The sequence below is a fragment of the Bacillota bacterium genome (assembly GCA_030019365.1).
Classification (GTDB): Bacteria; Bacillota; Sulfobacillia; order JACIYH01; family JACIYH01; genus JACIYH01.
The window spans coordinates 40,827-64,206 of the sequence record JASEFA010000009.1; the positions used below are offsets into that span (position 1 = coordinate 40,827).

Here is a 23,380-nt window from a genome sequence, read left to right on the forward strand (position 1 = left end):
CAGGACGCCCATCTATGCGGCGGCCGGAGGTGATCGCCGACGACATGGCGCCCGGCTAGACGGCGGCAGGGGGAACGGCGGCGAACTGCATCTGGTAGAGGCGGTGGTACATGCCGCCCCGGGCCAGGAGATCCTGGTGAGTGCCCGTTTCCACTATGCGCCCCCCGTCCAGGACGTAGATGCGGTCGACATCCCGCACCGTGGAGAGGCGGTGGGCGATGACGATGGCAGTGCGCCCCTTGAGCAACCGGCGCAGGGCCTCCTGGATGAGGGCCTCGGTATAAGGGTCCACGCTGGCGGTAGCCTCGTCTAGCACCAGGATGGCCGGATCGGCCAGCAGGGCACGGGCGAAAGCCAGGAGCTGGCGCTGCCCCACGGAAATGCGGGCCCCCCTCTCCCCCACCTCGGTGTCGTACCCCTGGGGAAGCCGGGAGATGAAAGCGTCTGCCCCCACGGCGCGGGCGGCATCCTCCACCTCCCGATCGGAGGCGCCCGGCCGGCCGTAGCGGATGTTTTCGCTGATGGTGCCCGAGAAGGCGAAGTTCTCCTGCAGGACCACTCCCATCTGGCGGCGCAGGGAGGCCAGGGTGACGCGCCGGACGTCGTGGCCGTCCACGGTGATGCGCCCCTGCTCCGGGTCATAGAAGCGCGCCAGCAGGCTGATCACCGTGGTCTTGCCCGCCCCGGTGGGCCCCACCAGGGCGATGGTTTCCCCCGGCCGCGCCTGCAGGTTGATGCGGTGCAGTACCTCCTGACCGGGCTCGTAGGAGAAGCTCACGTCCTCGAAGCTGACGTGCCCCCGCACCGGGGGTAATTCCAGGGCATCAGGGGCGTCCTTCACCTGGGGCTCCGTGGCCAGGATCTCCAGGATGCGCTCCATGGACACACCGGCCGAAAGGAACACGCTGTAGATCTGGGTTATCTCCCTGATGGGCATGAAAAACCGGGTGAGATAGTTCAGGAACGCCACCACCGTGCCCAGGGGGATTTGCCCCAGGAAGATGAGGTGGCCACCGTACCAGACCAGCACCGCCGAGCCCACCGCCCCCACCAGCTCCACCGCCGGGTAGAATGCCGACTCCAGGGCGGCGGCCTGCACGTTGGCCCGGAAGTTACGGGCATTGATGTCGTCAAACCGCTCCGCATTGACATCTTCCCGGGAGAAGGCCTGGGTTACCCGCACGCCCGAGATGGACTCCTGCAGGTTGGCGTTTACGTCGGCTATGCGCCGTCTCACCCGGTGGAAGGCCTGCACCAGCCTGCCCTGGAATCCCCAGGTGAGCAACAGGAGGAGGGGGAGAACCGTGAACGAAGCCAGCGCCAGGGGGGCGTCGATGCGCAGCATGACATAGATGATGCCCGCTATGCTCGTGAGGTCCCCCAGCGTGCTCACAAGACCGGAGGTGATGAGCTGGCTCAGGGCATCTACGTCGTTGGTGACCCGGGACATCACCCGGCCCACCTGGGTGCGGTCCCAGAAGTCGGGGCCCAGGCGGAGAAGGTGGGCGAAGAGACGCTGGCGCACGTCGAAGACGATAGTCTGTCCCACCCGCGACATGATGTACACCTGGGCGTACAGGGCCAGCCACTGGAGGAGGTAGGCGGCGAGGTAGAGCGCACCGGCACCCAGCACCCCGTGCAGGTTCCGGGCCGGGATGTACCGGTCGATGACCAGCTTGATCAGGTACGGCCCGGGCAAGCCCAGGGCGGCCACCAGGAGCACCAGGGCGGTGGCCAGCGAGAGCGGGCCCAGGTGAGGTCGCAGCCAGCGGGCCAGCTCCCGGTAGGTGCGGCGGCTCACCTGGGAGAGGCGGGCATCGGCGTCCAGGGCGTCATGAGGTCCGAACCACATGGCCGGCCTCCTCCCGCGTACCACCCAGCTGCGTCTCGTATATCTTCCGGTAGAGCGCGCTGGACCGCACCAGCTCCTCGTGGGTGCCCCTGCCCACAATGCGTCCCTGGTCCAGGACCACTATCAGGTCGGCTGTCCGGACGGTGGAGAGTCTCTGGGCGATGATGAACGAAGTGCGATCCCGCAGGAGCCGGACGAACTCCTGCTGGATGCGGTACTCCGTCTCGGCGTCGACGCTGGAGGTTGATTCGTCGAACAGCAGGATGCGGGCGTCCATGAGGAGGGCCCGGGCTATGGCCACCCGCTGCTTCTGACCTCCGGAGAGCCCCACCCCCCGCTCCCCGATCACGGTGTCGTACCCCTGGGGCAGGGACGCGATGAAGTCGTGGATGTGAGCGGCCTGCGCGGCCCTGGCCACCTCTTCCAGGGTGGCCTCGGGGCGCCCGTAGGCGATGTTCTCCCGGATGGAAGCCGAAAAGAGGAAGGTCTCCTGGGTCACCACCCCCACCTGCCGGCGCAGGCTGTCCAGGGTCATGTCGCGCACGTCCACCCCGTCGATGAGCACCTGCCCCTGTTCCACGTCGTAGAAGCGGGGGATGAGGTGGATCAGGCTGCTCTTTCCCGACCCGGTGGGGCCCAGGATAACCACCGTCTGCCCGGGGAGCACCTCCAGGTCGATGTTCTCCAGGGCCCGGAATCCAGAACGGTAGCGGAAGGAGACCTTCTCAAAGCGGACCTGACCGCGGAAGGGGGGCATGGCGACCGCCCCCGGCTTCTCCTGCACTTCCGCGGGGGTGTCCAGGAGCTCAAACAGGCGCCCGGCCGCCGCCGTCCCCCGCGAGGTAAGGTTGACCAGGAACCCCAGCTGGCGGATGGGCATCATGAGCTGCCCCAGGTAGGACGTGAACGCCACCAGACCGCCCACGGTAAGGCGGCCCAGCATCACCTCCCGCCCCCCGTACCCCAGCACCAGGGCCGTACCCGCCGCCCCCAGGAAATTCATGTAGGGACCCCAGAAAGCCGCTCCCCGCAGGGCCTTCATGGTCATGTCCATATACAGCCGGTTCTGGACCGTGAACTTCGCCCTTTCCAGGTCCTCGCGTGCGAAGGACTGCACCACCCTGATACCGGCCAGGCTCTCCTGCAGGTAGGCGGTCAGCACGGCCATCTGCTGGTGGATCTGTCGCCACAGGGGGCGCACCCGGCGACCGAACTCCACCACCGCATGGACCAGCGGGGGGAGCACGACCATGGACACCAGGGTCAGCCTCCAGTTGAGCCGCAAGAGCACCGCCACGGTGATGAGCACCTGCAGCAGGCTGTTTCCCATGCCCATGATGCCCATGGCCATGAACCGGTTGACCGTCTCCACGTCTATGGTGAGCCGCGACATGATCTGCCCGGTCTGGGCCTGATCGTAGAAGCCGAAGGAGAGCTGCTGCAGATGACCGAAAAGCCGGTTGCGCAGGTCATATGTAACCCGCTGGGCCACGTACTGCATGGAGTACCGCTGCAGGAAGCGGGATATCCCCTGCATCGCCGCCACCGCCACCAGGGCCAGGGCGCCCCAGGGCAGCAGCCCCCAGCGGCCCTGCTGCAGGATGGAGTCCACCACCCACATGAGCACCCAGGGGGAAAGGGCAGCCAGCACGGGCACCACCAGGATCATGAGGATGCCTCCGGCCAGCCGGCCCCGGTAAGGTCGCAGAAACGGCCCCAGCCGGCGCAGGACCCCCATCATGCTCCCTCGCCACCCACCGGTTCGCCCCTGCTCCCGGTCGGCTGTTCCCCGCCGGGCCGCCGACCAGCGCGCTCTTCGTCGCGGTCGGCATCCTCGAGGCGCAGGCCCACCGCCCGCAACAGGTCCTGCAGGTACTCGGTGACGAGGTCGGCCTTGAGCATGATCAATCCATTGCCGTGGTGATTGCCGAACACCATGACCTTATCGCCGATCTCCAGGCCCAGCTCCTTGCGCGCCTCCACCGGGATGACCACCTGGCCGCGCTCCCCCACGGTCGAGGAGCCGTAGAACCTGCCTCCCGGCAGATGCCCCACATGGCCCACCTTCTTGCCCAACGCACCCACCACCGGATATGAAAAGTACGATGGGTATCACCCATCGTACATATTATATCGCCTCTCGAAAGACTGCGGAAGGGGGCCACACCGGTGCCGTCACACGGCCCGCCGGCCTGCCGGCTACCGCCGCGACACCAGGCTGATGGCCTGCCGGCTACCGCCGCGACACCAGGCTAGCGTCCACGTAGCCGACCGTACCCGCTTCTCCCACCAGCAGCAGGCCTTCCTGCCCGGTGCCATCGGAATCAAAGAAGTGCACCGACCGCAACGCCTCGCCCATCTCCGGGAAGGCCAGCCGGCGCACCCGGTACAGGCCCGGTCGGAACCAGGCGGCCATGCCCCCCCGGGGAACCCACTCCAGGACCGCCACCTCTCCCGCCGGATCTACTCCCGCCAGGATTGCCCCCGACGATACCGCCGTCCCAGGGCGGAAGAGGGGAGCCGCCAGCTTGCGCCAGCGCAAACGCCCATCCCGTCCCTCACCCAGATACGACACTTGTTCCTGGCCCGCCCTCACCGTCAGGTACACCGTGAGCCCTCTCTCCCCCTGGAACCCCGCCAGGTCGACGAGGTCGGGGTCGACGGACGCCCGGTATGGCGGCCCAGCCAGCTCCTCGGTATCAAGACCGCTGTGCTGCCAGGCCAGCAACCACAACCTGGCCTGGTATCCCTCCTGCTGCCGCATGGTTCCCGCGGCCAGGACTGTGCTCACGCCCGAGCCTCCCGGCAACGCCGCGAGGCGACGTATGGGGCCGGGCAGGCTGACGGCGGCCGGTTGCCCGTTCAGCCGCAGGGCACCGGTGCCATCGACCCACAGGGCCTGCGGGGTCTCGTCGCCTGGGAGCAGCACGAGAGAACCCGATCCTCCGGCTGCCGGGAGGAGGTTCTCCCCGCCCACCAGCGACCCTTCCACATAGCGCCAAACCCTGCCCGTGCCCGTCACCACCACGGCCTGCCCCGAGACCGCACCCGCATAAGCCAGCGGCTCGGCCAGCCGTACCTCCTGCACGTCGGGTGCCGCCGCCAGGCCGGCGGGGCGGGCCAACCCCCCCATCTGGACGGTGCCCGCGGCCGCATTCTCCTGGGCGGTGGTTGAGCCCAGCACGGGCACGCGGCGCACCCGGGCGGGAGCGGCCTTGGCGCTGTACCACCCTCCCTCGGGCGTACGGTCCGACGCCGTCACCTGACCCGCTCCCCCGGGCGTCGGGGCGGAGCCCGCCCCGGGCACCGCGGCCGGGCGGGAGGCGCCTCCCGCCTGAACTTCACTACCCTCTCCGGGAGCGCGCGCAGACATGAGCAGGCCCCGTGCCCCGGGGACCTCCTCGACCACTGGAGGCACCTGCGCGCGCAGGTCGATCACCACGCCCCCCATCATGATGAGCACCATCGCCGCCACCGCCGCCAGGCGGAGGGCGTACACCACCCGACGCCGGCTCTCCCGGGCCAGGACCTGGGGCACCCGGGCCAGCACTCGCCGTCGCATGCTGACGTCGAACACCAGGTCCGGCGGGATCAGCCCCTCGGCCCACGCCGGCATGGTTCGGAGCAGTTGCTCACAGGAACCAGTGTCCGGACTCTTAACTCTACCCGGTCTTCGGCCCCGCTCCCTGGTCATGAGGTCCAGCCCTCTTTCTCTAACAGGGTCTTCAGCATGAGCCTGGCCCGGTGTAACCTGGATCTCACCGTAGCGGGCACCACGCCCGTGGCCCGCGCGATCTCTATCGTGTCGTAACCGCTCCAGTAGTGCAGCATCACCACGTCCCTGTACACCGGCGGCAATCTCCTCACCATGGAGAGCATCCTCTGCTCCTCTACCCGCCGCCACCCTCCCTCCCCATCGTCCCCCGGCGTGGCCGGAAGGGGATCGGCCACCAGCATGGTACGACCGGCGGCTCGTTGCCGGTCCCGGCACAGGTTAAGGCAGATGCGCCCCAACCATACGCCCAGCTGACACTCTCCCCGGAACTGGCTCCCCTTCGCCAGAGCCCGCAGGAAGGTTTCCTGAGCCACGTCCTCCGACTCGTGGCGATCTCCCAGGGTGAGGTAGGCGAGGCGGAGGATGTAGTCACCGTACTTCTGCATGGCCTGCTCCAGGGCCCGGCCCGGGTCGGAACGGTAGACCCGGAGCCACTCTGCGGCTTCGGGCACCACACCTCGACCCGATGCCGGTATGTCGGTTCCACTCATATGACGCCCCACGTCCCGCTTGCGTTGCAAGCCCGATGTCGACCGAATCCGCCAGCCTAAGCAATTCTGCTCCGACGGTCGTGTTTCCTCTGCAACGTTTGCCGGGCCTGACCCGTCTGTAGAGCGGGTGGCAGGCAGGCCGGCTACCGGGAAGCAGTCCGCCCCGCACGCCCGAGTCTGGAGGGTCGGGACCTGACGCCCGCAAGAGAGGCGCGGCCGCACCGGAGGAAATACCAGCGCCCCGCCATCCTTCCGGTGCGATTCGCGCCTTCTTGCTCAGGACTTGCCCGGCGAACCGGCCAGGTGCCCTCGCAGGTAGAAGCGAGGGTTCAAGCTGCACCTGACGCCGCGGGCGATCCGCCACACGTGGGAGAGGGACACTCGCCCCGCCGCCAGATTCCGGAAGAGGATCATGACGTTGGGGACCAGGTACCAGCCCGAACGCACCGCCGTCCGGTAGAGGGACGTAAACTCCCGGTAGAACTCCTCCAGCTTGAGACGGGTGGGAACCACGCTGTGGAACAGGTCATAGAGCTCGTAGTTGCTGGTGGTGAGCCGGTCCCTCCATTTGCGGTACAGATCCGTCCCCGGCAACGGGGTGAGCACGGCGATGGAGGGTGCTGAAATCCGGTATCTGCGCAGGAAAGAGCGCAGCTTCTCGAACTGGCGCCTGGTGTACTCGGGATCCACGATGAACGACGGCGTGACCGCTATGCCCAGCCGCCGCAGCAAGTCCAGGGCCCGCACGTTGTTCTCCACCGTGTTCCCCTTGTTGAGCGCCTGCAACTCCTCGTCATCCACCTTCTCGATCCCGATGAACACGCGGTACAGGCCCACTTCCTTCCACAGGCGCAAGAGGTCCGGGTGCTTGACCACGGTGTCGCTGCGGGCCTGAATGGTGTAACGATGGCGGATGCGGTTCTGGCGCAGCTCCCGGGCGATGGCCTCCGCCCGCGGCACGCTGAGAAGGAAGTTGTCGTCGGTGATAAGGACGTACTCCTCCCGCACTCCGTCGAGCTCCTCTGCCACCCGCACCGGGCTCTTCACCCGTACCGTCCCCCCATAGAACTTCCACACCGAACAGAAGGTGCACCGGTGGGGACACCCGCGGGCGGTTTCCACGGAGGCCATGGGAGCTTGCAGCCCCAGGTAGTACTGACGGCGGTACCGGGCGGCCAGGTGCCGGGCAACCGGAGGCAGCTCGTCCAGGGCCGCGGGCGTCCGGGCACCCGTTGCCACCTGCCCCGACCGGGTGTTGAGCACCAGGCCGGGCACATCCCGCAGGCAGCCGCCCCCGGCCACCGTGTCAACCAGCTCCCGTGCGGTAATCTCACCCTCCCCCACCACCACCGCATCCACCTCGGGAACGGCGAAATCCTCCGGGGACAGGGAGGCGTGATGGCCGCCGACGAAAACAAAGCATTCCGGCCGTCGTTCCTTGACCCGCCGCGCCAGCGCGCGGGTGCGGTAGACGTCCATCGTGAACCCGCAGCCTATCCCGCACATCCCGGGCTCGAATTCGGCCAGCGCGTGCTCGAGGTCGCGCGGCACCAGAAGATCGAGAAGCATCACCTCGTGAGGAGGACCGGGCCGCGGGTCGAGCAGCGCGCCCCCCACCGCTTCCAGGCCCAGGGGCTCCACCACGGCAGTGCCGCCGAAGCCCACGCCTCCTTTGGGGCGGGGCTGAACCAACAGAACTCTCGCCACCTGCACCACCCCTCCCATATCTTGCGCCCCAAAGCCAGCCCACCCGACCGTCCCCGCTGCCGGGATCGTCCTCGGTGGCCAGGATCGTCCTCAATGCCGGGGTCGTCCCCGGCGGCTGCCAGCGCCGCACCAGCTAGCCGCAACGGGAGTACCCGCAGAAGTGGCACACCAGGCAGCCGCTTTCGTGGGTGAGATGGCCGCCGCACTCGGGACAGGCACCCATGTGGTTGTCCACAGGATCCAGGGTCACTGCCACCGCGTCGCTCGGGCCCGGATTGCCGCCTCCCACCCCGCCGGGCACGTCCTCGGCGGCGGCGTCCTCACGGGCGCCATCCTCCCGGGCGGAAGCTTCGCCACCGGCACTTGCACGGGCGGCAGCCTCGCGGCCGGCGGCCTTCCGCTTCAAATAGCGTTCCAGGACGATGCCGATGGCATCCGGGCAGGAGAGCACCATCCCCCCGCCTTCCAGCCAGGCGGGAGACGGGCAACGGATTCCTCGCAGTTCCTTCACGATGGACTCGGGCCGCACCCCCGACCGCAGGGCCAGCGAAATGAGCCGGGCCACCGCCTCGGACTGGGACGCCGCACACCCGCCCGACTTGCCCATCGAGGCAAACACCTCGCACAGGCCGTAGTCGTCCTCGTTGATGGTCACATAGAGGTTCCCGCAACCCGTCTTGATGCGCTCAGTCGCGCCCCGAGTCACCGCCGGTCGCGCCCGCGGCGTGATGCCGTTCGGGCCGCCCGCGGTGGCCGCGGCCGCCACCCGCGGGCCGGCTCCCCCGCCCTCAGCCACCGGCGGCTCGCCCGCACCCGCGGATGCGGACTCACCCACACTCGGGCCGCCACCTGCGCTGCCCGCGGGTCCCGCGACCCCCTCGCGGCGCCCCTCCTCCCCGGCAGGGCCTGGTACTGCCCTTTTCTTCAACGCCCCCACGTTCAGCACCTGCTCCTCCCGGCTGCGATCGCGATAGATGGTCACACCCTTGCACCCCAGCTCATAGGCCAGGAAATACACCTTCGCCACATCCTCGCAGGTGGCCTGGTTGGGCATGTTCACCGTCTTGGAGACGGCATTGTCTGTATGGGCCTGGAAAGCGGCCTGCATGCGGATGTGCCACTCCGGGTCGACCTCGAGGGCGGTCACGAAAACCCGCTGCCAGCGCTCGGGGACCTCGGGCAGGCCCCGCACCGACCCGCGCTCCGCCACCACCCGCATCAGCTCCGGGGTGCGGAACCCCTCCCTCTGGGCCACCTCCTCGAAGAGGGGGTTCACCTCCACGAGTTGCCGTCCCTCCAGCACCTTGCGGAAGAAAGCCAGGGCAAAGAGGGGCTCGATGCCCGACGAGCAGCCGGCGATGATGCTGACGGTCCCCGTGGGGGCGATGGTGGTGAGAGTAGCGTTGCGCACCGGGGGCCCGTCCCGGAACACGCTGCGGCCGAAGTTGGGGAATGCCCCCCGCTCCCCGGCCAGCTCCCGGGTCGCCTCCAGGGCCTGCCCGCGGATGAACCCCATCACCTCGTCGGCCAGCCGCAGAGCCTCCTCGGAGTGGTAGGAGATGCCCAGCTTGATGAGCATGTCCGCCCAGCCCATCACCCCCAACCCGATCTTCCGGTTGCCGTGCGCCATAACCTCGATTTCCGGCAGGGGGTACCTGTTGGCGTCTATGATGTTGTCCAGACAACGGACACCCAGACGGCTGAGCCGGGCCAGCTCTTCCCAATCGATGGCTTCCCGGGCGTGCGCCAACCCGGGCCCCGGTCCCCCGCTGGAATCGCAATCAGGCCTTACAACCTGAGAAAGGTTGATAGAACCGAGGCAACACGCCTCGTGCGGTAGCAGGGGCTGTTCGCCGCAGGGATTGGTACTCTCGATTTCACCCAATTCTGGCGTGGGGTTATCCCGGTTCAGGCGATCGAGGAATACGATGCCGGGCTCGCCGTTCCGCCAGGCGCCCTCCACTATGCGGTCGAACACCTGGCGCGCCCGCAGGCGCCCCACCGCCTTACCCGTGCGGGGGTTGATCAGGTCGTACTCGGCATCCTCCTTCACCCCCCGCATGAACTCCTCGGTGATGCCCACGGAGATGTTGAAGTTGGTGATGTCGGCGTTGTCCTGCTTGCTGGTGATGAACTCCAGGATGTCGGGGTGATCCACCCGCAGGATACCCATGTTCGCCCCCCGGCGCGTGCCTCCTTGCTTGATGGCCTCGGTGGCCGCGTTGAACACGCGCATGAAGGAGACCGGTCCGGACGCCACGCCTCCCGTGGTACGCACCACGTCGTTCTTGGGACGCAGGCGCGAGAAGCTCATCCCGGTGCCGCCGCCGGACTGGTGGATGAGGGCGGCGTGCTTGATACTCTCGAAGATGCCCGCCAGGGAGTCCTCCACCGGCAGCACGAAACAGGCGGATAGCTGGCTCAGCTCCCGGCCCGCGTTCATGAGGGTGGGGGAATTGAACATGAACTGCTTCTCCGTCATGGCCTGGTAAAGCTCATCCTGGAAGGACCGGATGCGGGTGCTTTCCCGCTCCATCACCCGGACCAGTTCATCGAAGGATACTCTCATGTGCCCGTGAGCGTCCAGCCATATGTAAGCCCGCTGCAGCATCTCCCAGTCCCAGCGGGTAAGACCCTCGACGGCCCCGACCCGCTCCGGGCGTGCCTGGGCATCGGGGGCCGGCTCGGCGTGGGGTGCCTGGGTCCCCGCGGGATCGTAAGCGTCCGGCAGATAGAGGCCTTCCACCAGGGAGATGTTCCGCGCCACGCGTCGGAACAGTTGCGCGGGTGTCTCCACCACTTTCCCCTGCTCATCTTTGGCCAGATACCTCTTGCGCAGCACCACCAGCGCGTTCTCACTGAACCCCAGCTCGGCCACTCCCTCTCCCCCTCTCTAGCCTGACGTGGTTGCGGCGGGCCCGCCTCTGCGACCTTCCCGCTCGCGCAGCAGGCGCTGTACCTCTTCGGCAAACCGCCTCAGATCGGCGAACTGCCTGTACACCGACGCAAAGCGCACGTAGGCCACCTCATCCAGTTCCCGCAGGTGCTCCATGACCATCTCACCGATGAGGCGCGACTCCACCTCCCGCTCTCCCCGCGAGCGCAGTTCCTTCTCTATCTCCCGCACCACCTGGTGCAGCCGCTCGGAATGCACCGGCCTCTTCTCGCACGCCTTAAGCAGCCCCCCCAGAATCTTGGCGGGGTCGAACTGCTCCCGCCGCCCATCCTTCTTCACCACCACCAGAGGAAGCTCGTCCACCTTCTCATAGGTCGTAAACCGACGCTGGCAACTCTCACACTCGCGTCGCCTGCGGATAACCGCACCGTCCTCCGTTGGACGCGAGTCGAGAACCCTGCTCTCGGGGAACCCGCAATACGGGCACTTCACACCCTCACCCCGCCCTACCACCACCTACCCCCGACGGCTCCGCCGGGCAACAGCCATGCACGACCCCGCCGGGCAGCACGCCCAGGGCGTACTGAAGTTTCACCCACATCTTGGCCTGGCGTCGCTATTATACCACCATATGTGGGGGATGCAAGTCCCTGCAAGCCTAACCTGGGGTCGTCAGCGGGGAGGCAGCCGGTCCACACTCCCTCTTGCTCACCTTGCCTCCCCCGGGCTCGGCGTCGAGATGCACCCCCACAGCACCCAGTGTCTGCGCCCGCCCGCCCGATCCAGATACAGCCGGAATCGCATGCCGTCTTCCGTCTCCACCTCGTAACAGGTGCGGTGTCGCCTCTGGTACCACTTCTTCCGGCTCGGGGCAGCCGTCCCGAAGCCGTAATCGTCCCATCGCGCCACTACCGCCTTCACCCGGTATGTGCGATCCCCCCAGGTGAAGCTCACGGGCCTCTTCCAGCCAGCCTCCTGGACCCAATCTACTTGAACGGTCCTGCCGATGAATTCCATCAAGGCACCGATCCCGTCCCCCGCCCATCCCGCTGACGATCTCTCTGCTCGCCCCATGATATCATGGCGCCGCCCGTATCAGCCACGGCCACTAATCTTCCGCTGATAGGCTGTGCTGAGCCGGGTGAGAAACACAAGCCGGGGGTCATCTCGGGGCACCTCGCGCAGAGGAAGAAGGCCTTCGATCTTGCGGCCGATACCATCGTAGCTCAGGTCTTCGGGGTGGACGATGACCACCTTGATGCCACGCTCCTGGCTCAGGGCTCTCTTGGTGGCGTCCCGCACCATCGCCTGCCTGGCCCTGTCCACATCGGGATACTTCTCCGTGGGGCCGTAGTGCTGGCTCCCGTTGAACTCGAAGGCCACTCCGCAAAAGTACCACCTGTCGAACTCCAGGTTCTCTCCGGACTGCGGGTTCTCGAGGAAACCCGGGCGGACATTGTCGGCGTAATCCTTCGAGGCGACCCGCAGGCTGAGCCACTCCTTCATGAGGGCCTCTCCCTTGAAGTCGGCCGACTCAAGGTGCCTCTTCATTTCGGCCAACTCGGCCTCCATCCGTTCCCGATCCACGTCGTGAAGAACGTACGCTGTTTGCCGGCCGGAACGCACGTACTGGAACTCCAACCAGCCCCGGTCGGCCAGCACCCGCAGGTAGCCACGCATGGTGGTCGGGCTGCGCACCCCCACCGCCTTCATGAGGTCCCGACGTTTGAGCGAACAACGCCCGCTGCCATTCTCGCAGTACGTGGCCAGCACCAGGTACGTCAACTTCACCTCGGCAGGCAGAGAAGGGTCGCGCACAAGGCCCACAGGCACTCGAACACGGATCACGAAGCCACACCTCCCTTCCCACGATTCGGCGCCCGCCGCTGCATTCCTCCCATAATTTGGGTCTGCTCTGCATCGTCCTGTCGGTTCCTGCGGGGCTCCGTGAAGCCGCCAGCCTGGTGACGCGAGCACCCGCAGCACACCATCCGGGCAGCACCGGGGGAGCACCCGCAGCACACCATCCGGGCAGCACCGGGGGAGTGCCCGCAGCACACCGCCGGGGGCAGCACGACGGGGAACACGCGCAGCACACCGTCAGCCGACTGACCGTGATCGCCGTCGCACAGTCAGCCTGCTGACAGTCACCTCCGCAAAGGCCGTTCTCGGTGATCTCCCTCTTAACATAATCCACCGAGAGCGGGCTTATGACTACCATCCGGCCCGGTCCACCAGCCACACTGTCAGCGCACTGACCATGTTAAGCCCCGCACTGTCAGCGTGTTGACACTCCGGATCACCCCGGCAGGCAGTCCCTGCCAGCCACCATCCCGGATCGCTTCCGCCACCAGCAGGGGCGGGAGCCGCGCATCCACACACACCAGGCCCGCCCGCCACTCTACCAGAAGGAGATCTGCTGCCGTGCGGCGGTCGGCCCGCCGGTCCGTGCCGCGGTCCGCACGACCGGCAGAGGCAGCGTGCAACCAGCCGGGCGGCGCCAGCCACACGCGGGTACCTGGTACGAGCAGTTCCCCGAGGCGACGGCTGTTGGGGACGAGGACCGTCACGGCCCCGGCTCCACCGTCAACGAGCGCAGAGAAGCGAGAAACCCTGCTCACGAAAACACCGGGCCGAAGGTCATCCGGAAGCCTAATGCTGTCCACCCGGCGAAGGGTCATGAGGAAGTCTCATGGAGTCCACCCGGCGAAGGGTTGGGCAATGTGTCACGGCGTCAACCGGGGTCGCCGGGTGAAGCCGTACTCGCCCACCTGCCCGCCGAAGGCGTAATACTTCTCGATGGCGTACACCGGAGGAGCAACCCGGGCAGGATCGATGTCGCCCTCAGCCAGCACATCGGGGTCGGCATGGACCGAGAGTACCCGCCCCACGAAGAGCTCGTGGCTCCCCAGGGGAACGCGCTGCTCCACCCGACATTCCAGGTTGACGGGAAACTCGGCCACCAGCGGCACCGTCACCCGCGAGCCGGCCACGGGCGTCAGCCCAAGAGCGGCGAACTTGTCCACATCCCTGCCCGACCTGGTGCCGCAGAAATCCAACAGGTGAACCTGTTCGGCCCGCGGGATGTTTACGGTGAATTCCCCCCGGTCGGCCAGGATGCGATAGGAGTGGCGATCGGGGCGGAGCGATATCCCCACCATGGGAGGCCGCGAGCACAGGGTCCCCACCCAGGCCAGGGTTACCAGGTTGGGCTTCTCCGTGTCGCCCACACACACGACCACCACGGGCAGGGGAAACAGCTGGGTGCCTGGCTCCAACTCCACCTTACCTGCTACCACCAGGAACACTCCTCCCTCCAAGAATAGACTTCCACCTCACACGGACGTACCGGACGGGGCGGGGACCGGCAGGACCGCCGACCAGCGGAGGCGAACTCCGGCATGAACACCGCAGCGCGGAGGTGACGGCGATGCGTCTGGTGCTGGGCGTCGATGCCGGGGCGACCAAGACCCTCGCCGCGGCAGCCGATCCGGCCGGCCGGATCAGGGGATGGGGACGTGCCGGATGCGGCAACTTCCAGGTCAACGGCACGGGGGCCGCCCGGGAGGTCAGCCGGGCCGTGCGCCGGGCCCTGGCCATGGCCGGAGCGGAGCCTTCCCACGTGGCGGCCGCCTACTACGGCATGGCAGGTGCCGATCGGCCCACCGACTTTGCCCATATCCATTCTTTCCTCGAACCGATCAACCCTGCCTCACGGTGGGAAGTGGAAAACGACGCTACCATCGCCCTCATTGCCGCCACCGGCCGCCGGGTGGGGGTGGTGGTGGTATGCGGTACCGGGTTCAACTGCCTGGCCTTCCACCGCGACGGCACCCGCCTGCAGGTGGGTGGCCTGGGTTACGTCTTCGGCGACTTCGCCGGGGCCGCTCAGGTGGGCGCGGAGGTGATCCGGGCCGCCACCCGCGCCCACGACGGACGGGGGCCCGCCACCGCCCTGCTCGACCTGCTCAGGCAGCAGTTAAGCGTGCAGGACCCGTCCGACCTGGCCGCCATGATGTACGAGGGAGCGGCCCGGCCCGTTCACCCGGGCGAACTGGCGCCCCTCGCCTTCCGGGCCGCGGCCGCGGGCGACGCCGTAGCCACGGACATCCTCCATCGCTCTGCCCGGGAAATGGCTCTCGCCGCCAGGGTAGCCATCAAGCGCGCTGGCCTGGATGCCCTCCCCCGCATACCGGTGGTCCTGGCCGGGGCCCTGCTGCAGGGAGACCCCGGCCGGTTCCTGGCACCGGTCATCGCCGCCGACATCGACGAGGCCCACCCCGCGGCAGAAGTCACCGTTCTGGACACGGACCCCGTGCTCGGGGCCGTGATGGCAGCACTGCAACTTGCGGGCAGCGACGTGAACGAGGAGGTCGCCCGCACCGTGCGCTCGTCGTGGGAGGCCATGCGCCGGGACCGCCCGATGGCAGCAGAGACAGAACCGGGGCCGGCGGGCGAGCGCGGGGCGGGCGCCGAGGCAGGGGCAGGGCCGGCGGGCGAGCGCGGCCTCAAGGTGGCGGTGGTGGGCGGGGCAAGCACGTACACGCCCGAACTGATCGCCGGACTGGTGGACGCCAGGGACTACCTCCCCATGCGCGAGCTGGTCCTCATGGATCCCGATTCCCCCCGCCTGGAAGCGGTGGGAGGACTGGCCCGCCGCATGCTGGAGGACGCGGGCCGGGGAGATGCCCTGCGCCTCTCGGGCGAACTGGACGAAGCCCTGCGGGGCGCGGATTTCGTGATCGTGCAGGTCAGGGTGGGCGGGATGGCCGCCAGGCGGCTCGACGAGCGCATCCCCCTGGAACTGGGGTGCATCGGGCAGGAAACGGTGGGGGCCGGAGGGATCTCCTCCGCCCTCAGGACCGTGCCGGTGATACTGGACATCTCCCGCCGGATGGAACGGCTCTGCCCCGGCGCCTGGCTGATCAACTTCACCAACCCCTCCGGGCTGGTCACCGAGGCCCTGTACCGCCATGCGGACGTGCGGGCCGTGGGCCTGTGCAACGTCCCCACCACCATGAAGACGGCCCTGGCCGCGGCCCTGGCGACTACGGTCGGCGGCCGGCAGGATGAGCGTTTCCGCACCGGCGGTGGCGGCAAAGCGCAGATTCAGCTGGACTACCGCGGTCTGAACCACCTGGGGTGGTTCATGGGGGTGCGGGACGCTGAAGGCCGGGAACTCCTGCCGGTGATCCTCACGGGTCACCTCGAGCAGGTGGCAGAACGGGTCAATGTGGACACAGACCTCATCGCGGCCTGGGGAGCCATACCGAATCCCTACCTGCGCTACTACTGCCATCCGGACCGGGTGCTGGCAGAAATGAAGGCATCGGGCCACACCCGGGCGGACGAAGTCATCGACCTGGAAAGGCGGCTGCTCGAGATATACCGGAATCCCGCCGTCCGCCGCCGTCCCCCCGAGCTGGACGGCAGGGGTGGTGCCTTCTATTCCGTGGCGGCCGTCGAGCTGATGCTTGCGCTGGCCGGGATACGGCCGGGAGAGCACGTGGTGTCCGTGCCGCACGAGGGCAGGCTGGCGGACCTGCCCCGGGACACGGTGGCGGAACTGACCTGCCAGGTGGAGCGGGACGAGATCACGCCGGCGGCCGCGGGGCCTCTGCCACCGGGCACGGCCGGACTGGTGCGCACGGTCAAGGAGTGCGAGCTGCTCGCCATAGAGGCGGCGGTCAAAGGCTCCCGCTCCCTGGCGTACCTGGCGCTGGCCTCCCATCCCCTGGTCCCCTCGGCAGAGGTGGCCCGGCAACTCCTGGACCACCTCCTGGCAGCCCACCGCCCGTACCTGCCTTCCGGTCTCCAGTAACGACCGGGAAACGACCGGAGCCGGGCAACAGAGCCAGGCATCAGGTGCGGGCAGGGCGGTCAGGCCAGACCCAGTTCGGCCAGTCTGGCCTCCGTGGGGACGCCGGTGTCGGGGTCCCATCCCATCATGCCGTAATACAGGCGCAGGGCCTGTTCCAACCCCTCCCGGGGAACGCTCACCCCATCCAGGGGTCCGCCGGCGAACGGTTCGTGGAAGCGGGGGTGCAGCACGTCCTCTTCCCGTCTCCAACCCTGCCTGAGGTTGAAGAGGCGGGCCAGCGTGGCCACCCGTTCCCCCACCTTCTCCAACTCGAACAGGGAGGTGTTCCAGCCGGTAACGACCCTCACCAGATCGGCGAGCTGGTGGTACGTCCAGGGGACGAAGTAGCAGACCACGGCGGAATCCTGGAAGTGACGCCAGTTGGTCACGTAAGTAAACAGCCGCACCTTGTCAGGGCCCAGGTCGTGCAGGGGAACGGGCCCTGCCAGGCCGAACACGCCCGCCTCCTTCACCGACGAGGATCCTTCCTTCATCCAGATGGTGTCGTGCAGGTTGTGGCAGTGGTCGGCCCCGGTGGGGGAAACGGCATAACCCAGCCCAAGAGCGTGCTTCAGGCGGGGCTCGTGCATGGGCACCTCCTGGCCCTTTACCTGCACCGCCCACGACTCGCTTCCCTGGCCCAGGAAGCGGGCCGCCCTGAGCGTTCCCTCAGCGAGCAGGTCCCCAATACCCTCCCGGCCCGCGATCTGCCGCACCAGCTCCAGCATGCCCTCCGCGTCCCCGAAGCGGGGCAACCTCCTCCCCTGCCAGGCGTCCAGCACCCCGCGTTCGGCGCATTCCATGGCGAAGGCCACCGTTACCCCGGTGGAGATGCTGTCAAGCCCCTGGGCCGCACATATCTCATTGGCCTTGCACACCGCGGCCAGATCATCCACGCCGCAGGAGGAGCCCAGAGCCGCCACCGTCTCATACTCGGGCCCTCCGTAACGGGGATAGGGTGAGGTGGCCTTCACCACCCGCTTGCACCGGATGGGGCAGGCGTAACAGCTCTCCCGGCCCGCCAGCAGGGTAGCGGTCATGGTGCGGCCGTCTATCTTTTCGACTCCCTCAAACGATCCCTGGCAGAAGTTCCGGGTGGGGAGTCCCCCCTGGGCGGAGAGGGCTGCCGTGCCCCCGGCCGTCCCGTGCTCGTGCAGGCCCCAGGCCTTTTCTCTCCAGGTGGTGCTCATTTCCCGCACCAGCCTGCGGAAGCCGGCCTCGTCGGCCACCGGGACGGAGGCGTCACCCCGCACGGCGACGGCGCGCAGCTTCTTGGACCCCATCACCGCCCCCAACCCGGTCCTGCCTGCGAAGTGGGTGAGGTCGTTCACCACGCAGGCGAACCTCACCAGCTTCTCGCCCGCTGGCCCGCACTGGCACACCCGGAGGCGGGACCCCAGCTCCTCCCGCAGGCGGGCTTCTACGTCAGCCGTCTCCAGGCCCCAGAGGTGGCGGGCATCCCTGATCTCCGCCCCGCCGTCGTGGATCCAGAGGTACGCCGGGACGGGTGAGCGTCCCTCCACCACCAGGGCATCGAAACCCGCCCGCTTGAGCTCTGCCCCCCAGAATCCGCCGGCCTCGGCGCTGCCCAACCGCCCGGTCAAGGGGCTCAGGGCCGCCACCCCGTTGCGCCCGCATCCGGGCGCAGGAACCCCGGTCAGGATTCCGGGGGCAAACACCAGCCTGTTCTCGGGTCCCAGGGGATCGGCCCCCTCGGGCACCTCGCGCCACAGGAGGTACGCAGCCAGACCCCGTCCTCCCATCAGGCGGCGCAACGGCACTTCTTCGAGCGGCTCAATGCCTACCCGCCCCCGGGTGAGATCCACCCGGAGCAGCTTTCCCCACCAGCCTCCCATCCCAGACCCCCCGTGCAAGAGACTACCTGATGAATACGGGGATGCGCAGCACTGTTCCTGCCGCCCCCTCGTCCTCGGGAGGCTGATAGCTCACCTCCACTATTCCCGCACTGGAAGTCAGAGGCCGGGTGAAATACAGCCATTCGGCGAACCAGCCCGGCCCGGAGCCTTCCGCCCCCGAGCACAGGCTTGCCGACCGGGAAGCCAGTTCCCGACCCCGGGAATCCATCAGCGTCACGCTTACCTGACCGCGGGACCACCGGGCGGTACCGACCACCAGCACCTCGCCCTCCAGGCTGGCCTGAGTGACGGGACTCACCACCCAGAGGTCGGGCCCCCCCAGCTGCAGGAGCCCCGCCAGCACCCCGGCCCACTCGGCACGGGAGATCATCTCCCGCTCCACCCAGGGACGGCCGGAGCCATCCGGGATGGCCGCGCCTGCTTCGTCCCCGGCCGCCCGGTGCAACCACTCCACGAGGGTTGCACCGTCAAGAGCTTCGCCCGGTGAGAACGCCTCGTGGCTGCGGGCATCCGGTACGATCCCCCGTCTCATTGCCTCGGCCAGGTAAGGCAGCACCCAGTGCTCCCGGGGCACATCGGAAAACCCGATCTCGGCCGTCGCTCTCGCCATCCCCACGGGCAGGCCCCGTCCGGGCAGGGCCTCCACCAGGGACTTGATCGCCTCCGCCCGGGTGAGCGCCCCCTGGGGCCGAAACATCCCGTCCGGATACCCGGAGAACACTCCCCGCAGCGTCAGGGCCAGGACGGCCCCGTCATCCGCGTCTCCCTGCAGGTCGGGAAACCCTGCGAAGACCACGCGGGGGTCGGGTGCCACCCCCTCCGGACCCGCCGGGAGCCAGGGGCGGCCTCCCGCCCTTACGACAACTCTGTCCACATCGGGAAACTGGCAGAGGGTATGAACGATGGCCTGTACGGCCAGGTTTGCCAGGCTCCCCCGCGGCTCCGGTTTGCCCGGTTGCAGATCCACCGAAGCGATGCGGCTCGCCACCGTCAGGCGCTCCACGCGGGTACCGCGGGGCAGGGCCGGACCTACCACATCGCCAGCCCGTGGCCCCCGGCACAGGGCCTCCAGGACGTCCCGGTAGGGACTGGCTCCTTCCCACAGGAACACCCTGACGGGCAACAGCCAGGCGGGTTGCCCGCGGGGGAAGTTCAAGTAGAGCAGCCGCGCCTGCCCGGCCTGGGCGTGCACCTCCGGCAGCACCCCTGCGGCCAGCACTGCACCCGCGACCAGCACCGCGCACATAAACCGAGCAACACGCACCCTGGCGTCCCCACCCAACTCCGTATCTACCCGTTTAGACTCCAGGCCTATCCTCGCGGTTCCCCCTCCGGGCGACCAGCAGGAACAGCTTGCCCAGGATTTCGAGCAGTTCCGAGAACTCCTCCATGGTTACCTCCTCGCCGGAACGCACCATGGCCTGAGCTGGCTTCCTGGCAGAAGCCGAGGCGGGGGTGCCCCCGGAGGCAACCGCAGCACCGGCGAACAGGGAAGGCTCCAGCAACGCGCCGGCAGCAGGCGACGCGGCCGGGGGTGCGGCAGCGCCGGCGGCGGAGGACGGTGATGGCACGGGGGCCCCGCTGGCGGCAGGCGACGGCGCGGCCGGGGATGCGGCAACGGCGGCGGCGGCGGAGGACGGCGCGGGAGCAGGGGCAGCCTCAGAGGCGGGCTGCCACCGGCGGGTACCGGCCAGCAGGCTGTACGCGACGGGGATCACCAGCAGGGTGAGGGCAGTGGAGGTGGTGAGACCGCCCACCACGGCCCGGGCCAGAGGGGCGTTCAACTCCCCGCCCTCGCCCCAACCAAGGGCGAGGGGCAGCAGACCCAGGAGGGTGGTGAGGGCGGTCATGAGGACGGGACGCACCCGCACGCCTGCCCCCTGCACGATGGCTTCCCGGCCCTCCAGGCCCCGGCGGCGGAGCTGGTTGATGTAGTCCACCATCACGATCGCGTTGTTGACCACGATCCCGGCCAGGATGATGCCGCCGATGTAGGCAGTTATGCCCAGGGAGGTTCCGGTGGCGTACAGGGTACCCACCACGCCCACGAAGGCCAGCGGAACGGTCAGCATGATGATCAGGGGGTGAAGCAGCGATTCGAACTGGGTGGCCATGACCATGTAGACCAGGGCCACGGAGAGGGCCAGGGCCAGGTTCAGCCCACTGAAGCCCTCCTCCATCATCGCCGAGGCACCCCCGATTTCCACCGTGACTCCCTCCGGCAGGTCCAGGCCGCCCAGGACCTTCCCGACGTCGGTGGTCACGCTGCCCAGGTCGCGCCCCTCCACCAGAGCGGTGATGAGGGCGGAAGGCCGCTGCCCGTCCCGGGTCATGCTCACCGGCCCCCGCGCCTCCCTCAGGCTGGCCACGTCCCCCAGCTTCACCGCCTGGCCGGACGATGCCAGGATGGGCACCGACTCCACGTCCCCCGGAGTGGGGAAGTGTCCGAAGTCCTGGCGCACCCTTACCGGCAGGGACTCCGAACCCAGCTCCACCCTGGTGACTATCTGCCCCTTGACGGCATTGCTCACCGCCATGGCCACCTGGGCGGGAGTGACACCCCGGGCCAGGGCCGTGTCCCGATCCACGGAGACATCAAGCTCCGGTTTCGCCTCTTCCAGGTTGGACTCCAGATTGCGCAGACCCACCACGTCCCGCAGCGCAGTCATGACGCGATCTGTCGATTCCGGAAGCCGACCGGAATCCAGGCTCTTTACGTACACCTGCATGCTGTTCCAGGCCATGCCACTGGCACTGCTGGCGAAAGACTGCATGTTGAAGGTGACCTGGGCCGGGCCCCTGATTTCCTCCACACGCTGTCGCACCCGGTCCATGATTTCGGCCGTGCTGGCCTTTCGCTCTTTCTCGGGGACCAGGTTCACCAGGATCTGCGCCCTCGACGTCCCGCCGGTCACACCGCGGGCCACTACCCCGAAGCCTTCCCCGCTGCCCACCGTGGTGGTATCCAGCTCGACCTCGGGGAACCCGTCCAGGATGGTCTCGATCTCTTTGGCCTTGGCGCTGGTCGCCTCCAGATCGGTACCGGCGGGCATGGCGATGTCGATGGTGAAGGCGCCTTCGTCGGTCACGGGGAGGAACTCCGTTCCTATGCCCGGTGCCAGGTAGGCCGCCCCGCCCAGGCAGAGCAGCACGCCCAGCACCACCACCGCCCGGTGTCCCAGGCACCAGCGCAGGGTGCGGGCGTATGCCCCCTCCTTGGGAGCGCGACCCCCCCTGCTCCGCGGGCGGAAAAGATGGGCGGCCATGGCCGGTACCAGCGTCACCGCCACCACCAGGCTGGCGGCCAGGGCGAAGCTCACCGTAAGCGCCAGCTCGCGGAAGAGGTGCCCGGTGATGCCTCCCACGAACACCACGGGCAGGAAGACGGCCAGGGTGGTGAGAGTGGAGGCGGTGATGGCCATGGCCACCTCGGAGGTGCCGGTGATGGCGGCCCGATGCGGATCTTCCCCCTGGTCCAGGTGGCGGAAGATGCTCTCGATGACCACGATGGCATTGTCCACCAGCATCCCCACCCCTAGGGCCAGGCCGCCCAGGGTCATGATGTTGAGGGTGAGGCCGGAGAAGTGCAGGAGCACGAAGGTAGCCACCACCGAGAAGGGAATGGCCACGGCGATGGCAAAGGTGCTGGCCAGGTGGCGCAGGAACAGGAAGAGAACCAGGACCGCCAGGGCCCCCCCGGCGAGCAGGTTATCCCGCAGGGTGCCCAGGAACATCTCGATGATGCGGGCCTGGTCCATTGCCACGAAGATCTTGGCCCCGGGATAGTCCTTCCGGATGGCATCCAGCTCTTCCCGCAACCGGCGGGCCACCTGGACCGTGTTGGCGTCTCCTTCCTTCTGGATGGAGAGCTCCACGCTGGGGCTGCCGCCCGTCCGGGAGACGGAGGTGGAAGGGGCAAACCCGCGCTCCACCGTGGCCACGTCAGCCAATCTGACCGGACGCATCACCGGCCGGGCTGGCGCGGGCCTCGAGCGGGCACCGGTCGCCAGCGAGCTCGCGTTTGCGGAGCCGTCCGGCGGTCTGGCACCCGCGCCCGCGGCGCCGGGGACGGCGTAATACCCCACCACCAGGTCGCGCAGGTCGTCAAGGGTCTGCAGGCGCCCGGACAGCCTGACCCCCAGCTCCCGGCCGTCCTTCCGCACGGAGCCCAGGGGCCAGTCCAGGTTGGAAGCCCTGATGACGCCCGCTATCTGATCCTGAGTGAGCCCGTAACGGTCGACTGCTGCCGGGTCCAGATCCACCTGGATCTCGGGGTCACTGGAGCCGAATACCTCGACCGCAGCCACGCCGTCGATGCTCTCCAGGCGGGGCTTGAGCACCTCGCGGGCAAAGGTCGTGGTCTCCCCCAGGTCCCCTTCCGTGGCCACGGTGAGCGACATCACCGGCATGAGGGTGGGATCGAACTTCACCAGGAACGGCCGCCTCGCCCCTTCGGGGAGGTTCACCTGGTCTACCCGCTCGGCCACGCCGGACCGCGCCTCGGCCATGTCCGTACCCCAGGCGAACTGCAGGATCACCACCGACACGCCTTCCTGGGAAATGGAACGGCAGTCCGTCACTCCCGGGGTGGTGGCCGCCGCCGCCTCGATGGGCTCCGTCACCAGCGACGAAACCTCCCGCGCGGAAGCCCCGGGATACGAGGTGATGGCCGCCACCACCGGTGCGTTCAACCGGGGGAGCAACTCCAGTCTCAGGTTGGTGAGCGCCACCACCCCCAGGAGGATGACCGCCAGCACCAGCATGGTGGTGGCCACCGGGCGGCGCACCGTGTGTTCCCACAGCTTCACGTCCTCGCCCCCCATCCGGCGCAATTATACTCCCACCTTGACACCGGCTTCCAGCGGAGATATCATGACCCCAGGCAAAATTGGGTCTTTTGGGATGAGGCCCGCAGGCTGAGG

Annotated in this window: 16 protein-coding genes; 1 reads left to right on the plus strand and 15 read right to left on the minus strand. The window is 68.2% G+C overall.

Annotation, left to right across the window (positions count from 1 at the left end; translation table 11 throughout):
- Positions 1-55: 55 nt before the first annotated feature.
- The 12 genes from QME70_11515 to QME70_11570 all read right to left on the minus strand — a co-directional run bounded on the left by QME70_11515 (position 56) and on the right by QME70_11570 (position 14,041).
- Positions 56-1,852 (minus strand): ABC transporter ATP-binding protein, encoded by a 1,797-nt coding sequence (locus QME70_11515; GenBank protein ID MDI6895203.1) that lies wholly within the window; start codon positions 1,850-1,852, stop codon positions 56-58.
- Entirely contained in the window at positions 1,833-3,593 is a 1,761-nt protein-coding gene (locus tag QME70_11520) for an ABC transporter ATP-binding protein (GenBank protein MDI6895204.1), read from the minus strand. The genes QME70_11515 and QME70_11520 overlap by 20 nt, the downstream gene beginning before the upstream one ends.
- Positions 3,590-3,928 (minus strand): AbrB/MazE/SpoVT family DNA-binding domain-containing protein, encoded by a 339-nt coding sequence (locus QME70_11525; protein ID MDI6895205.1) that lies wholly within the window; start codon positions 3,926-3,928, stop codon positions 3,590-3,592. The genes QME70_11520 and QME70_11525 overlap by 4 nt, the downstream gene beginning before the upstream one ends.
- 157 nt (positions 3,929-4,085) lie before the next feature.
- Positions 4,086-5,468 carry a hypothetical protein gene (locus QME70_11530; GenBank protein MDI6895206.1) on the minus strand — a complete coding sequence of 461 codons (1,383 nt, stop codon included), beginning with the start codon at positions 5,466-5,468 and terminating at the stop codon, positions 4,086-4,088.
- Positions 5,469-5,542: 74 nt separating this feature from the next.
- Complete coding sequence (locus QME70_11535) at positions 5,543-6,118, minus strand: sigma-70 family RNA polymerase sigma factor (protein ID MDI6895207.1); 576 nt, start codon at positions 6,116-6,118, stop codon at positions 5,543-5,545.
- Positions 6,119-6,394: 276 nt separating this feature from the next.
- The gene (locus QME70_11540; GenBank protein ID MDI6895208.1) at positions 6,395-7,825 is read right to left on the minus strand and encodes a radical SAM protein; all 1,431 of its coding nucleotides are present in this window, start codon (positions 7,823-7,825) and stop codon (positions 6,395-6,397) included.
- A gap of 133 nt (positions 7,826-7,958) precedes the next feature.
- Positions 7,959-10,703, minus strand: a complete 2,745-nt coding sequence (locus QME70_11545) for a vitamin B12-dependent ribonucleotide reductase (GenBank protein MDI6895209.1) — start codon at positions 10,701-10,703, stop codon at positions 7,959-7,961.
- 15 nt (positions 10,704-10,718) lie between these two features.
- A complete protein-coding gene (gene nrdR / locus QME70_11550; protein ID MDI6895210.1) occupies positions 10,719-11,213 on the minus strand; it encodes a transcriptional regulator NrdR in 495 nt (164 codons plus the stop codon).
- Between the two features lie 216 nt (positions 11,214-11,429).
- On the minus strand, positions 11,430-11,738 hold the full coding sequence (locus tag QME70_11555) for a DUF6504 family protein (GenBank protein MDI6895211.1): 309 nt from the start codon (positions 11,736-11,738) through the stop codon (positions 11,430-11,432).
- Positions 11,739-11,816: 78 nt separating this feature from the next.
- Positions 11,817-12,569, minus strand: coding sequence for a hypothetical protein (locus QME70_11560; GenBank protein MDI6895212.1), 753 nt, complete (start codon positions 12,567-12,569; stop codon positions 11,817-11,819).
- A 398-nt stretch (positions 12,570-12,967) separates the two neighbouring features.
- Complete coding sequence (locus QME70_11565; GenBank protein MDI6895213.1) at positions 12,968-13,402, minus strand: hypothetical protein; 435 nt, start codon at positions 13,400-13,402, stop codon at positions 12,968-12,970.
- A 45-nt stretch (positions 13,403-13,447) separates the two neighbouring features.
- Positions 13,448-14,041: a flavin reductase family protein gene (locus QME70_11570; protein ID MDI6895214.1), complete on the minus strand. Its 594-nt coding sequence runs from the start codon at positions 14,039-14,041 to the stop codon at positions 13,448-13,450.
- Positions 14,042-14,151: 110 nt separating this feature from the next.
- Between QME70_11570 and QME70_11575 the strand changes: the two genes are divergently transcribed.
- Positions 14,152-16,542 (plus strand): BadF/BadG/BcrA/BcrD ATPase family protein, encoded by a 2,391-nt coding sequence (locus QME70_11575; GenBank protein ID MDI6895215.1) that lies wholly within the window; start codon positions 14,152-14,154, stop codon positions 16,540-16,542.
- A gap of 59 nt (positions 16,543-16,601) precedes the next feature.
- On the opposite strand, the gene QME70_11580 is transcribed toward QME70_11575, so the two are convergent.
- From QME70_11580 to QME70_11590, 3 genes are read right to left on the minus strand one after another with little or no spacing between them, the layout of a single operon-like run.
- Positions 16,602-18,437 (minus strand): aldehyde ferredoxin oxidoreductase family protein, encoded by a 1,836-nt coding sequence (locus tag QME70_11580; protein MDI6895216.1) that lies wholly within the window; start codon positions 18,435-18,437, stop codon positions 16,602-16,604.
- 22 nt (positions 18,438-18,459) lie between these two features.
- Positions 18,460-19,722 (minus strand): S-layer homology domain-containing protein, encoded by a 1,263-nt coding sequence (locus QME70_11585; GenBank protein MDI6895217.1) that lies wholly within the window; start codon positions 19,720-19,722, stop codon positions 18,460-18,462.
- Positions 19,723-19,756: 34 nt separating this feature from the next.
- Positions 19,757-23,266 carry an efflux RND transporter permease subunit gene (locus QME70_11590; protein MDI6895218.1) on the minus strand — a complete coding sequence of 1,170 codons (3,510 nt, stop codon included), beginning with the start codon at positions 23,264-23,266 and terminating at the stop codon, positions 19,757-19,759.
- Positions 23,267-23,380: the final 114 nt, after the last annotated feature.

Bases quoted from the DNA above. Each gene is read 5' to 3' on its own strand.
- QME70_11575 (MDI6895215.1), top strand. From the start codon at position 14,152: ATGCGTCTGGTGCTGGGCGTCGATGCCGGGGCGACCAAGACCCTCGCC.
- QME70_11555 (MDI6895211.1), bottom strand. From the start codon at position 11,738: ATGGAATTCATCGGCAGGACCGTTCAAGTAGATTGGGTCCAGGAGGCT.
- QME70_11520 (MDI6895204.1), bottom strand. From the start codon at position 3,593: ATGATGGGGGTCCTGCGCCGGCTGGGGCCGTTTCTGCGACCTTACCGG.
- QME70_11535 (MDI6895207.1), bottom strand. From the start codon at position 6,118: ATGAGTGGAACCGACATACCGGCATCGGGTCGAGGTGTGGTGCCCGAA.
- QME70_11580 (MDI6895216.1), bottom strand. From the start codon at position 18,437: ATGGGAGGCTGGTGGGGAAAGCTGCTCCGGGTGGATCTCACCCGGGGG.
- QME70_11515 (MDI6895203.1), bottom strand. From the start codon at position 1,852: ATGTGGTTCGGACCTCATGACGCCCTGGACGCCGATGCCCGCCTCTCC.
- QME70_11565 (MDI6895213.1), bottom strand. From the start codon at position 13,402: ATGACCCTTCGCCGGGTGGACAGCATTAGGCTTCCGGATGACCTTCGG.
- QME70_11530 (MDI6895206.1), bottom strand. From the start codon at position 5,468: ATGCCGGCGTGGGCCGAGGGGCTGATCCCGCCGGACCTGGTGTTCGAC.